The organism is Staphylococcus nepalensis, assembly GCF_002442935.1.
GTDB classification, from domain to species: domain Bacteria; phylum Bacillota; class Bacilli; order Staphylococcales; family Staphylococcaceae; genus Staphylococcus; species Staphylococcus nepalensis.
The window spans coordinates 1,314,518-1,327,900 of record NZ_CP017466.1 but is presented as its reverse complement, the minus strand read 5'-3'; the positions used below and the strand labels follow the sequence as shown (position 1 = coordinate 1,327,900).

Genomic DNA, 13,383 nt, shown 5'->3' with positions numbered 1-13,383 from the left:
AATTTCAAACAAAATTCATATTTGTATTTTAAAATTTAAATCAAACAGCACATAAATAAAGGAGTAGATGATATGAATTCTTTTAAAAGGATAATTATTTTGAGTATAGTAGGTTGTTCCATTTTAAGTCTTTCCTCTAATACATATGCAGAAACAAAAAATATGAAATCCAATCAAAAAACTGCCTCGCAACTAACATACATCGATACAGAAACCATCCCCTATCAAACAAAATACAAAGGGGCTAGTATCGGTGGCTTGTCTGGCATAGATTACGACCCTAAAAGTAACACATGGCTAATGATTAGTGACGATCGTTCAGAAAAAGACCATGCTAGATTTTATGAAGCACATATTAATTATAATAAGCAACAGTTTAATCATATTAAGTTTACTCAAATGCATTATCTAAAACAGCCAGATAAAACAACATATCCAAACAAAAATGACTTTACCTCTGAATCAAATCATGCGGTAGCCGATCCTGAATCAATTCGCGTTAATCCTTTAAACAATCATCAAATTCTATACACCAGTGAAGGCGACCGTGAGTTGGGGTTAAATCCATTCATAAGAATAGCATCTAAAAATGGTGATTTTATTTCTGAAATTCCAATACATACCCCACTTAAAATGGATCATCAAAACAAACAAGGCTTTCGTAATAATCTAGCATTAGAAGGCAGTACCTTTACTGAAGATGGCAAACATATTTGGGCATCGATGGAAGCACCAATTATTCAAGATGATCAATTACCAACTACAAATTCAGGTTCCCATACCCGCTTAACACAGTATAATAGACAAGGAGATACCATCTCTGAAATTGCCTACCCGCTAGACGCCATCCCTCAAAAACCTGGTAAAAATAAAGAAGCAGAAAATGGCATCGCCGAAATATTAATGTTAAATGAAAAAGAACTTTTAATATTAGAACGTGCAAGTGTTCAAAACAATAATAATCAATTTAAAAATGATATACGTATATATAAAGCGGATGTGACGAGTGGCACAAACATTAAAAATATGAATTCAATTCAAAATCATAAAATATCACCAGTTAAAAAACATTTAATTGCAAATTTAAATGAACAAGATGTTGGCCATATTGATAATATTGAAGGTATGACATTCGGTCCTAAACTACCAAATGGCCATGACAGTTTAGTGCTTATTTCAGATAATAACTTCAATAACAAACAGCAAACGAATCTGATTGCTTTTGATGTAGAGCCAACAGATGAAAAATAATATGTAAACTATAAGACGACTAACTATTGAATTAAACACAATTGTGTCGTCTTTTAGTTTTGCCCCAAATATTTAAGTAGTTGTCAAAAAGTATAATGGGTTTAAAATCTTTTAACATATATGACCTTGATTTAAGCTATAAGCATTTAATTAAAAGAAAATAATGACCTTTTTAAATGATATACGCTGAGACACCGAATTTAAGTATATAAAAAAGCGAGATAGAATTTATAAATTCTATCTCGCCCTCGCATGTATAAGTAAAAAGTGAAGTTAAATCACATACATGTGTTAAAGCATATGCATAAGTATCACTAACTGCATAAATTAAGAAGTGCTACTTTACGCTCACGCTGTGTATCCTACTTTGAAGCCGAGACATAATTGATATCTCGTCCTCTGTAACATTAGTCTAAATTACCAAATTTAACAACATCGCGTGCAATCATTACTTCTTCGTTCGTTGGAATCACGATAACTTTAACAGGTGAATGTGGGTAGTTAATAAAGCCTTCTTCGCCATGAATCGCTTCATTTTTCTTAGCGTCCCAATAAACACCCATAAATTCTAAACCTTCTAATACTTTTGCTCTAACAGGATCAGAGTTTTCACCAACACCTGCAGTAAAGATAATCACATCTACACCGTGCATACGCGTAGCATACGAGCCAATATATTTATGAATTCTAGATGCAAATACATCTAACGCTAACTGTGCACGTTCTTTACCAGATTTAGCATCGTCAATAATATCTCTTAAATCACTTGAAGTACCAGAAATACCTAATAAACCAGATTCTTTATTTAGCGTGTTGAGTACTTCTTCGGCGTTTTTACCAGTTTTTTCCATAATAAATGGAATTAAAGCTGGGTCAATGTTACCTGAACGCGTGCCCATAGTAACACCTGCTAATGGTGTGAAGCCCATTGAAGTATCTACAGATTCGCCTCCATCTATCGCTGCTATTGACGCACCATTACCGATATGACATGAAATGATACGCAACTCTTCAATTGGTTTACCCAAAATTTCAGCAGCGCGTTGTGATACATATTTATGACTTGTACCGTGGAAGCCATATTTACGAATACCATAATCTTCATAATATTGATAAGGTAAACTATATAAATATGATTTTTCTGGCATTGTTTGATGGAATGAAGTATCAAATATAGCTACATGTGGGATTTCTGGTAACAACTTGCGGAAAGCACGAATACCCATTAAGTTTGCAGGGTTGTGTAGTGGTGCTAATTCACTTAGAGATTCAATTTGCTCTTCAACTTCATCTGTAACGTAAACAGAATTCGGGAATAATTCCCCTCCATGTACAACACGGTGTCCTGTGCCATCAATATCGTAGATACTGTCAATCACGCCATGTTTCTTGAAGCTTTCTAGCATGATATTAACCGCTTGTTCATGATCTGCAATATCTAAAGTTTCTTTATGTTTTTCTTCATTTACTTCAATTGTAAATACAGAGTCTTTTAACCCAATACGTTCAATAAGTCCCTTAGTAACAATTTTTTCTTCCGGCATTTCAATAAGTTGAAATTTCAATGATGAACTACCAGCGTTAATGGCCAAAATTAATTTTGACATAGCATAATGCCTCCAATTTAAATTAAGTTTTTAATATCCATATCTATTTAATCATTAATACAGTGCGAATTCAAGAATATTACAGTTTAATTTTCAGGGTGATTTTCTGCCATCCAAGCATTTAAATCTTGTAAAAATGCTTGGAACTGTTGTGGGCTTTTGAAATCAGGTATATTTGCTAATAGCACCTCTACAGGCTTCGTTACATTAGTTTCTTTTTTCTGTAAAATAAGGATAGATTTACGTGCCTTTTCATTTTTAAACAATGTAGATGGTAAATTTAAAAATGCTTGCATTTCTGTTTCTGTAGCAATAAAGTTTTGCAACTGTTTCACATTTGTACCTTCAAATAAATCACTTGGCACCACTAAGAATGCATAACCAGATGTTTTTAATGCACTAATTGCTTGTTCAATTAATAAATAGTGCGAAAAACTATGCCCTTCATCAAACCCTAATTCCATTTCTTTGCTTCTGTCATCTAATGGATAATAACCAATGGGTAGATCGCCAATAACGACGTCGGCATCTTCAAAAGGTAAAGGCATGATAGCATCTTGAGGATACACATCAAATGGGATTTCTAAAAAGTTTGCTAAATGTACACTTACGCGTGATAATACTGGGTCGACTTCAACGAGATGATGCATCATTGTATGTTCCGATAATACCTCGTGCACAGAAGCACTCAAATGTCCAGCGCCACTAGCTATATCCGCAATATGAAATGCTTCTTTATTCTTTAAGAAGCGTGCTGCAAGAAACCCTAAAATCATGCCGATTGAATCAGGCGTAATTTGGTGATTAGCTTGGATATCTTCTTTTTGCATTAAATTTAGGTAAGCAAATTGAAATGCCTTACGTCTATCTTGTAAGGTTGCCTGTTCAAGCAATGATCTTTGTTCCGTATAAACGTTTTCCATTGCAAGCCCTAAATTTTCCATAAAACTTTGGCCATTCTCTTCGTTCAAAGCCTTAGCTTTTTCATCGAGTGTTTTAAATAATTTCTCCATTACTGTTTCTTCTTGTGCCATTTAAAAGTCCTTTCTAAAAAAACTGTCCATAATTAAGTTGAAATTAAGTCAGTACCCCTAACTTATATTACCAAATAATTATGGACAGTTTGAATTATAATGTCAATGATACTGTTTATGAGTCGGTTCAAACGTATGCTTATGACAATTTTATATTTTTATATGCTTCGGTATGCTTCTAAAGCTGCATCAAAATCTGGAAAATCTGTGCCTTCAGGAACAACTTCAGTATAAATTACTTTATTATTTTTATCTAATACAAAAACAGAACGCGCTAACAAGCGTAATTCTTCCATAACTACGCCATATGTTTTACCAAAAGATAAATCTCTATGATCGCTCAAAGTGATTACGTTGTCTAATCCATTTGATGCACACCATCTTTTTTGCGCAAATGGCAGATCTGCAGAAATCGTTAATACAACGCCATCTTCTTCCGCAGCTTCTTCATTAAATTTACGTGTTTGTTGATCACATACACCTGTGTCTATTGATGGAACCACACTGATTAATTTTTTTTGTCCATCGTAAGTTTCTAGATTTACTTCATTCAAGTCGTTGTCTAACACAGTAAATTCTGGAGCAAATTCTCCTTTTTTCACTTGAGAACCATATAAAGTTACTGGTTCCTGTTTAAATGTAATTTGTGCCATATTGCACGCCTCCTATTAAAAAGTACTTACATCAAATAGTATACCCGTTTGCTGTATTAAAATAAACTTATACCTACTAAAGTTTGTTACTTTCTTTTAGGTAAAAGATTTTTTCGAATTTATTTTTTATTACTACCGTGCTAGCAAAGAAGTCGTGAATCCCTCTATGCTTGTCAGTAAATAATGTAACCAAGTACGGTAAGTTAAACATTACACCACTGATAATACGGCCGATCCATTCTCTAAATAAAACATCCGACCATGAAAGCGGTTGACGATCTAACCGTTCTACTCTAATATTACAAATCATTTTTCCAATAGTTTGTTTGAAAAACTTAGTCATTAATACAAAGTAAATATAAAAAATAAGTGCATCTAACATATGACCGATACTAAAATAATCAATCCATAACTTCATTTCATCTATATTAGTAAATTGATATATGGGCTTTAAAACCAAACTATGAAGACCAAATATGATTAATAAATCAATAATAAAGCTCCAAAATCTTATCCCAAACCCGGCGTATAAAGACTTCGCTAATTGTTGGTGATAGAGTGTTTCTATTTCAGATGTATGATTTTTCGAATCGTTTTGTACCGCTTCTTCGTTTGTGTGCTTATCCATTATATACACCTAACCTTCGTATAGATACATCGGTTCAGCTTCTGTATCATTTTTGATAATTGATTTTAATTCGTTTAAGTCATTCTTGAATTGACCTATTGTTGTTTTAGTGGAATAGAGAGAGCTGAACCAACCGCCGCCTTCGCTATATTTAAATACTTCTGCATCTTCAGCATTGATATCTTTTTTTAGTGCTTTCAAAGCGTTATCTTTATAACCAATTTCATCTATCAAGCCATTTGCTTTAGCTTGTTGCGCACTATAGATACGACCGTCAGCCAATTTTTTAACTTTTTCTTCTGACATGTCTCTGCCATCTTCAACAATATTAACAAATCGTTCATAACTATCGTCTAATACTGACTGCAATATATCTTTTTCTTCACTAGTCATTTCTCTGGAACTACTCATAATATCTTTATGTTTACCAGATTTGATTACATTTTCTTTAACGCCTAGTTTTTCTTGTAAACCTGAATAATCTACGTTTGACATAATAACGCCTATGGAACCAGTTGTCGTTTGAGGACCAGCGTATATTTTATCAGATGGTGCAGCTATATAATAACCACCTGAAGCGGCCATTGATTCCATATGTACATAAACCTTTTTATGTTTTTGTTTTATTTCTTTAATCTTTTTATAAATTTCATCACTTGGGTATGTGCCACCACCAGGTGTATTAATACTTAACAGCACACCTTTAATCGAACTATCTTTTTTAACTTTATCTAATTGTTTAAGAAATGCTTCGTGGTTATAACCAGATCCTCCAAACATACCGCCTCCGGTTCCTTCAGCTATTTCTCCATTTAAAGTTAAATGCGCAATTCTCTTGGTAGCGTCGCCTTCTTTTTCAACTGTTTCAGTAAATGGATCCATTTCCGATGAACTATCTTCATTAAAAAGCGAAGATATAACAGTCGAAATCGAACTCATAACGACACCTCCTAGTACAATAACTACTGCAAGTACAATTGCTATGACCCTTTTCTTCGACATCTCTATTCACTCCCATAATATTTATTTCAATCTTTCCAAATACAATTTAAACATAATCAATTAAACGGTGTATACCTCAATTTACTTTTTAAATATAAAAGGAGCAGGCTAACGAAAACAAATATTTCTATTTTAGTTTTCTTGCCTGCTTCATTATTTTTATAAATATGCTATTAAAATAATATATTGTTATAATTTAAATTATACTTTCACCTAATGTATTACTTGTATAATATAGTCATAAGCATTTTTTAAAATTAATATTGCTGTAACGATAATAAACAAACCTTTGACATAGCTTACACCTTTTTTAATTGCAAAAGCTGCACCAACATAAGAGCCACAAATCATACTTATAGCCATAATCAACCCATAAAAATAGTCAACCTGACCTAGTATCATGAATAATAATAAAGCACCTAAATTGGATGCAAAATTTAATACTTTAGCATTACCTGCAGCCCCTAAAAAATCAAAGCCAAACATTAATAGAATAAAGAGCATAAATGACCCTGTTCCGCCACCTAAAAATCCATCATAAAAACCTATTAATGACATAAGCATGGTAAATATGACTGCTTTTCCAAACGTTAATTTAGTGTACGTACGGACACTGCCCCAATCTTTTTTGGCAAGTGTATAAATCATGACTATTGTTAATATTATAATTACGAGTGGTTTCAACAATTCAGCCGGTAAAAACGTAGCCACGCTTGCACCACACACAGATAAAATAAATACAAACGGAAATAGTTTTCCTACAATCTTTAGATCAACATTACCTGATCTCAAAAAGCGATAAGCGCTTGTTAAAGAACCAAAAGAACTTGCTAGCTTATTTGTCCCTAATGCCATTGAAGGGGGCATGCCCACTGCTAATAACGCTGGTATAGAAATTAGTCCACCGCCACCTACAACAGCATCAATAAAAGCTGCTAAAAAACCTAGAAGTATAATTATAAGGACAATTGAAATATCCCAATCTAACATGTTTCCATCCCCTGTCTATATTATCTAATTTATAAGCATTCATTATGATATCTAATAGATAAATGTAAGGCTATATTAGAATAAATTATCTGCTAGTGCTTGTGTTTCAGAATCTTTGTCACTTTGATAATCTGGTGTGATTGTTAAAGTTTCAATTTGTTCAAACGCTTCTTGCACTAAAGGTTCAAAATCATAGACGCTTTCAAATTTTTCTACTTTTTCAATATCTGGTTCTGTTACAGGGTTTTTGGGTGTGAAAATTGTGCAACAATCTTCAAATGGCTGAATAGAAACATCAAACGTACCGATATCTTTAGATTTTTTGACAATATCTTCTTTGTCTAGAGTTAATAGCGGACGTAATACTGGCGTTGATGTCACACGATTAATTGCGTACATACTTTTTAATGTTTGGCTCGCAACCTGTCCTAAATTTTCCCCATTTACAATGGCATGTGCGCCAATCTCATGCACAAGTTTATCTGCAACACGCATCATCATACGTCGCGTTGAAGTCATCGTATATCGTTCATGGACTTCTTTATTAATTTGTTTTTGTAAGTTAGTAAATGGCACAATGTGTAATTTGATAGGGCCAACGTGTGTCGACATAATTCGTGTTAATTCAATCACTTTATCTTTCGCTTTTTCACTTGTGAATGGTGGGCTATGAAAGTGAATTGCTTCGACAGTGACCCCTCTTCTCATAACCTCAATACCTGCTACCGGAGAATCAATGCCACCCGATAACATCAATAACGTCTTGCCGCCTGTACCAACTGGTAGACCGCCTGAACCAGAAATCACTTTATCATAAACATAAATCGCATCTAAACGTACTTCTACTTTAATTGTATGATCAGGGTGATGTACATCCACCGTTAAATGGTCTGTCGCATTTAACACTGCACCACCAATATCCTTTTGCAATTGATACGTATCATATGAAAAGTTTTTATCTGAACGTTTGACGTCAATTTTAAACGTATCGTCACTTTCGTAATCTCGAGCAAATTTCACAGCAATATCACGTACCGCTTCCACTGTTTTCTCAATTTTCAACACAGGGCTTATAGAATATATACCGAATACTTTTTCCAGTCTACGACACATTTCATCTATATCTGCCCCTTCGTATAATTCAATGTACATTCTATCTCTATTCGCTTTAACTTTATAACCTTGCAACGGCATTAAAGCACGTTTAACATTTGCACGCAATTTATTAACAAACATCTTTCGGTTAGCGCCTTTTAATGTTAGTTCGCCATATCTCACTAATATGTGATCATAAATCATCTTAACAACTCCCTTACTTCTTCATATACATTTTTAAATTTTTCTTTGAAAGTTTGAATATCATCAGAGGTCGTATTAGCACCCATGGATATTCGAATACTACCTTCGATTTGTTTTTTGGGTATCTTCATTGCTAAAAGTACTTCGTTTAAAGACGCTTTTTTAGATGAGCAAGCGCTTGTAGTAGAAAGCATAATATCATTTTTAGAAAATGCATTAACTAAAACTTCACCTTTCACACCAGGAAGGCCAATATTCAAAATGTGCGGCGATGCACCGAGAGGAGAATTGACTTGCACACCATGGTAACCTTTCAGAAATTGAATGATTTCGAGATTAAATGCACTTAATTTATTATACAATTCATTCGTTTCATTTACAGCTATTTTCAAGGCTTTTACTATGGATATGTCTACAGGTAAATTCACTGTCCCACTTCTGACGCCATACTCTTGTCCGCCACCGTGAATAATCGGTTCAAGCTGATGTAAGTTACGCACAAATAAAACACCTTGGCCTTTTAATCCATGAAATTTATGCCCACTTAAACTTAACGTATCTGCCGCTTCAAAATTTAAGGGGACTTTTCCTATTGCTTGCACTGCATCTACATGTAAATGTGCTTTAGGATATTGATGTACAATTTGAGCCACTTCTTCTAATGGTTGAACTTGCCCCATTATATTATTTACATGCATACAAGTGACAAGCGCTACGTTATCTGACATTAATGAGTTTAAATGCTCTAAATCAAGTTGTCCTTCCTTCGTCACGTTTACATATTCTATATTAAATCCTTCATTTTCTAATGAACGTACAACTTCTAACACTGAAGGGTGTTCTAAAACAGAAGTAATAATGACATTAGCAAAATCTTTTTTCTTATAAGCAATACCTTTAATTGCTATATTATTTGATTCGGTTGCCCCGCTCGTAAACACAATATCAAAACTATTTTTTAAATGAAATAGCTCTTTAATTTGTGCTTTCGTTTTTTGTAATAATTGCTCTGCTTGTAAGCCAGCTTTATGCGGACTATTAGGATTAAAGTATAGCGATTCATTCACAGTAATAAATGTATCTAATACGTCTTGATGCGGCTTAGTCGTCGCAGCATTATCAAGATAAATCAATTTGTTCACTCCAGTTCTGTATAGTTGATTGTTTATTGTTTTGTTGAGTTCTTAGCAATTATCGAAATATGGATAAATACTTATCCTTTTTAACATATTTTTAGCGTTTTCCTTTTAGCATTATACTCGCTTTTAATAAAAAGAAAAGGGAGCGGAACAGAAATCTATTGTTTAAAAAGATTTCATTGTCCCGCCCCCACATTTATGACGTGGTTTGTCAAAGCATGCTATGCGTCTATTTTCAAAACCAGCCGTCTACTGCCTATATCATATTTAAGGCTGCGACATCGATAAATGTCCCAGCCCTTGCACATTTTCAATCACTAAAAATTGGTCTTAGTTGATTACTTGCGATTCAATATGTTTTGTAACGCCAGGTTCTACACTTTCAAGCGCTTGTTCAGAAATTTCAATTGACCGTTTGTAGCGATTATTTTTAAATAATCTTTCAGCTTCATTGAGACTCTTATCAATATTTGAACTTTCTTTACGATAACGGTTACCGTACTCGATTAATTTTTCTGCGTAAACTGCATTTACAAGTACATCTGTAGCCTCATCTTCGAATTTATTCATCTGTAAAACAACTTTGGATACTTTATCTTTTAATTGTTTAACATGAATCGGTCTTACACTGAATTTTTTATTAACTTCTCGGACTTCGTAATCAATTTCATTTTTCATAATAATAAATCGTTCTGGCACACTTGGCAAATTAGAAGCTAATAATTTTCTATAAACTTCTTCTTTTTTACTTTGTATACGCAAGATATTTTCTTCTGCTTCTGCTTCATCTTCGCGCAGTTGAATTAAATGATTCTGTAATTTTTCTTGTTTTTCATTTATAACATCAACATGCTCTTCAATATATTTCAAATTATCTTGAACTTCACTATACCTTACAGCTGATTTGGCCATCTCTCGTAAAATTTCATCATAAACAGAAATCATACTTTGAATTTCATTTTCAAACTGTCGTACATTTTGAACATCGCTTTCATTAATGTAATAATTTTCTCGAACATATTCAATTTCAGTTTGTAATGTGTAATTCATTTCTTTTGCTCTAAATAAATTATCAGTGATAACTTCTTTAGTTTCTTCTACTTCATTTTTAGCCTTAACTTCATGCTCTATGAGTTCATACATTTCATCAAGTCGATCATTAATACTATTTAATTTATCGTTTGCTTCGTCTAATTCTAATCGACTAATCATCGGTTCCACAAAACTTAATTCTGTTTTAAGCGTTTGAAGTGAACTATCGATTTTGACATGATCTAAATCATAGCCTTCCACTTTAAGATCTCTACAGCCATATTTTAAATCTTGGAATTGGCCTGGTAATTCTTTTTGCGCTTCTCTAATTAATTCAGGAATCTCATCCATATCTTTTTTCAAATAATTCATATCTTCATTTAATGTTTTGATATGCTCATGCGCTTGATTGTAATTACCTTCTGCTTTCAATGATTCATATGTTTCTATTTCTTGAACAAATGATTCAATTTCTTGTTCTAATGGTTCTGCTGCTTCACCAAATTGGTGTCTATTGGCTAATACATCACGTTTCATTTCACGGTAGTCTACCTTGCACGCTTCGTATAAATGATCACTATCTTTATGTAACTCTAAAACATTTTCCACATACGAATTAAGTTCGTTATAGTTTTCTTCATATTTATCCATCAATTCATGTGCTTCATCAATTTCAGTCTGTGCTTGTGAAAATTTAAATTTATCCAATAAGCCTTCTGCTTGATGAATTTTTTCTTCTACTGGTAATAAATATTGATTTTTACTATCTAATGAATTTTGTTTTAAATTATTATAAGTAGATTTCATTTCGCCAGTTAAAGTTAACTCAGATAATTGAGATAGACTTTCATCATAGGGTAATTGCTCTACTTTTGATTTACGCGTTTCAGCCTTTTCTATCATCTGGCTTTTGTTTGAACGCATATAGAATAATACACCGACAAAAATCAGTATAATGACAATAATTGCTAAAATGACATACAATACCATATGTTTTCTCCTCCTATTTTATCACTATTCATTATAACGTAAGTTACCTACCCATTAAAAGAGAAAATGAGCTAATCGCCTTAATTATTTAAAATAAGTATTAAATCACTCTCTATTAATAATATGTATAATGTTATCTTCAATAAAGCCTTTTCAATTTAATTGATTGATTACTATTAAAACAGTCTTTATAATAAATGAAAAGTAAAAAGTGAGGTTTTTTTATGTTAGAAGTCAAAGTAACAAATTATGACTTATTACAAAAACAAGTGTCTAGTTTAATTGAAGACGACTCAAATACCATTGCTATTTTAAGTAATGTATCTGCGCTACTAAATGATTCATTAGATCAAATTAATTGGGTAGGGTTTTATTTGATGGAAGAGAATGAATTAATCCTAGGTCCGTTCCAAGGGCATCCAGCTTGTGTACATATCCCTGTTGGTAAGGGCGTGTGTGGTACAGCTGTTGCTGAAAATGAAACGCAACTAGTCGAAGATGTTAATGCCTTTCCAGGTCATATCGCTTGTGATGCAAATAGTAAATCTGAAATTGTAGTTCCTATTCATAAGAATAACAAAGTAATTGGTGTTTTAGATATTGATGCGCCAATTACAAATCGCTTTGGAAACGACGACCAAATAGGTTTAGAAAAAGTTGTAGCGATTATCGAGCAACAACTAACTTAATTTCTACTTATTTTCAACTCAAGAGTTGACAGAACGATATATCATGATACAATACTCTTTGTGTGAATAAACGAAATTAGCAGTTGTATATTAATTGGCTCTATATTGTTCCCGATGCGGGCGTGCCGTGTAACCGTAGCTATGAGGCGAGGACACATAAAACAATATATCCAGTTAAGCATACAACACTCTTTTTTGTTTTTTCATAACAACAAAAAAGATAAAGGAGGAGTCTTATTATGGCTCGATTCAGAGGTTCAAATTGGAAAAAATCTCGTCGCTTAGGTATCTCATTAAGTGGTACTGGTAAAGAATTAGAAAAACGCCCATACGCTCCAGGACAACATGGTCCAAACCAACGTAAAAAAATGTCTGAGTATGGTTTACAATTACGTGAGAAACAAAAATTACGTTATTTATATGGTGTAACTGAAAGACAATTCCATAACACATTCGAAATCGCTGGTAACCAACAAGGTGTACATGGTGAAAACTTCATGCAATTACTTGCTTCTCGTTTAGATGCAGTTGTATATTCATTAGGTTTGGCTCGTACGCGTCGTCAAGCTCGTCAAATCGTTAACCACGGTCACATCGAAGTAGACGGTAAACGTGTTGATATTCCATCATACACACTTAAGCCAGGACAAGAGGTTTCAGTTCGTGAAAAATCTGCTAAATTAGATATCATTGCTGAATCTGTTGAAATCAACAACTTTGTACCTGAGTACTTAGAATTTGATGCAGACAACTTAAAAGGTAAATTCATCCGTATTCCTGAACGTAGTGAATTACCAGCAGAAATTAATGAACAACTTATCGTTGAGTACTATTCAAGATAATTGTCTTCAATAAAAAACACCAACCAAAATGGTTGGTGTTTTTTATTGATATCAGTATTGAAAACCATCTTATATCTTTTAATGTATAGATGGTTAGAACAATGCGGTCAAAATCTAAATATAAAATGGTTTACTTTTCCAACATCTTCTGCCTTTTCGATATGGACTTCGAATCGTTTTCACTTATCTTCTCCCACCTACTTTTAAGTGATTTGAGTTTAATTTGG

General features: G+C 33.2%; 12 protein-coding genes. 3 read left to right on the top strand and 9 right to left on the bottom strand.

What is annotated here, in order from left to right; all coding sequences use genetic code 11:
- The first annotated feature begins 72 nt into the window (after positions 1-72).
- Positions 73-1,251 (top strand): esterase-like activity of phytase family protein, encoded by a 1,179-nt coding sequence (locus BJG89_RS06265; protein WP_096809192.1) that lies wholly within the window; start codon positions 73-75, stop codon positions 1,249-1,251.
- 407 nt (positions 1,252-1,658) lie between these two features.
- Here BJG89_RS06265 and BJG89_RS06260 read toward each other — a convergent pair whose 3' ends face one another.
- The 9 genes from BJG89_RS06260 to ezrA all read right to left on the bottom strand — a co-directional run bounded on the left by BJG89_RS06260 (position 1,659) and on the right by ezrA (position 11,625).
- Positions 1,659-2,858 (bottom strand): acetate kinase, encoded by a 1,200-nt coding sequence (locus tag BJG89_RS06260; RefSeq protein ID WP_096809191.1) that lies wholly within the window; start codon positions 2,856-2,858, stop codon positions 1,659-1,661.
- An 86-nt stretch (positions 2,859-2,944) separates the two neighbouring features.
- Positions 2,945-3,892, bottom strand: coding sequence for a class I SAM-dependent methyltransferase (locus BJG89_RS06255; protein ID WP_096809188.1), 948 nt, complete (start codon positions 3,890-3,892; stop codon positions 2,945-2,947).
- Between the two features lie 158 nt (positions 3,893-4,050).
- Positions 4,051-4,545, bottom strand: a complete 495-nt coding sequence (gene tpx / locus BJG89_RS06250; protein WP_096809186.1) for a thiol peroxidase — start codon at positions 4,543-4,545, stop codon at positions 4,051-4,053.
- Between the two features lie 76 nt (positions 4,546-4,621).
- Positions 4,622-5,173, bottom strand: coding sequence for an RDD family protein (locus tag BJG89_RS06245; protein ID WP_096809184.1), 552 nt, complete (start codon positions 5,171-5,173; stop codon positions 4,622-4,624).
- Between the two features lie 9 nt (positions 5,174-5,182).
- Positions 5,183-6,175, bottom strand: coding sequence for a signal peptide peptidase SppA (gene sppA / locus BJG89_RS06240; RefSeq protein ID WP_096809182.1), 993 nt, complete (start codon positions 6,173-6,175; stop codon positions 5,183-5,185).
- Positions 6,176-6,388: 213 nt separating this feature from the next.
- Complete coding sequence (locus BJG89_RS06235) at positions 6,389-7,165, bottom strand: sulfite exporter TauE/SafE family protein (RefSeq protein ID WP_096809181.1); 777 nt, start codon at positions 7,163-7,165, stop codon at positions 6,389-6,391.
- A gap of 75 nt (positions 7,166-7,240) precedes the next feature.
- On the bottom strand, positions 7,241-8,464 hold the full coding sequence (gene thiI, locus BJG89_RS06230; protein WP_096809179.1) for a tRNA uracil 4-sulfurtransferase ThiI: 1,224 nt from the start codon (positions 8,462-8,464) through the stop codon (positions 7,241-7,243).
- A complete protein-coding gene (locus tag BJG89_RS06225; protein ID WP_096809178.1) occupies positions 8,461-9,597 on the bottom strand; it encodes a cysteine desulfurase family protein in 1,137 nt (378 codons plus the stop codon). The genes thiI and BJG89_RS06225 overlap by 4 nt, the downstream gene beginning before the upstream one ends.
- A gap of 336 nt (positions 9,598-9,933) precedes the next feature.
- Positions 9,934-11,625 (bottom strand): septation ring formation regulator EzrA, encoded by a 1,692-nt coding sequence (ezrA, locus tag BJG89_RS06220; RefSeq protein WP_096809176.1) that lies wholly within the window; start codon positions 11,623-11,625, stop codon positions 9,934-9,936.
- 224 nt (positions 11,626-11,849) lie between these two features.
- Here ezrA and BJG89_RS06215 point away from each other — a divergent pair, with 224 nt between their 5' ends.
- Both BJG89_RS06215 and rpsD read left to right on the top strand, forming a co-directional pair.
- Positions 11,850-12,314 carry a GAF domain-containing protein gene (locus BJG89_RS06215; protein WP_096809173.1) on the top strand — a complete coding sequence of 155 codons (465 nt, stop codon included), beginning with the start codon at positions 11,850-11,852 and terminating at the stop codon, positions 12,312-12,314.
- Positions 12,315-12,553: 239 nt separating this feature from the next.
- Positions 12,554-13,156 (top strand): 30S ribosomal protein S4, encoded by a 603-nt coding sequence (gene rpsD, locus BJG89_RS06205; RefSeq protein WP_096809170.1) that lies wholly within the window; start codon positions 12,554-12,556, stop codon positions 13,154-13,156.
- The last annotated feature ends 227 nt before the right edge of the window (positions 13,157-13,383 follow it).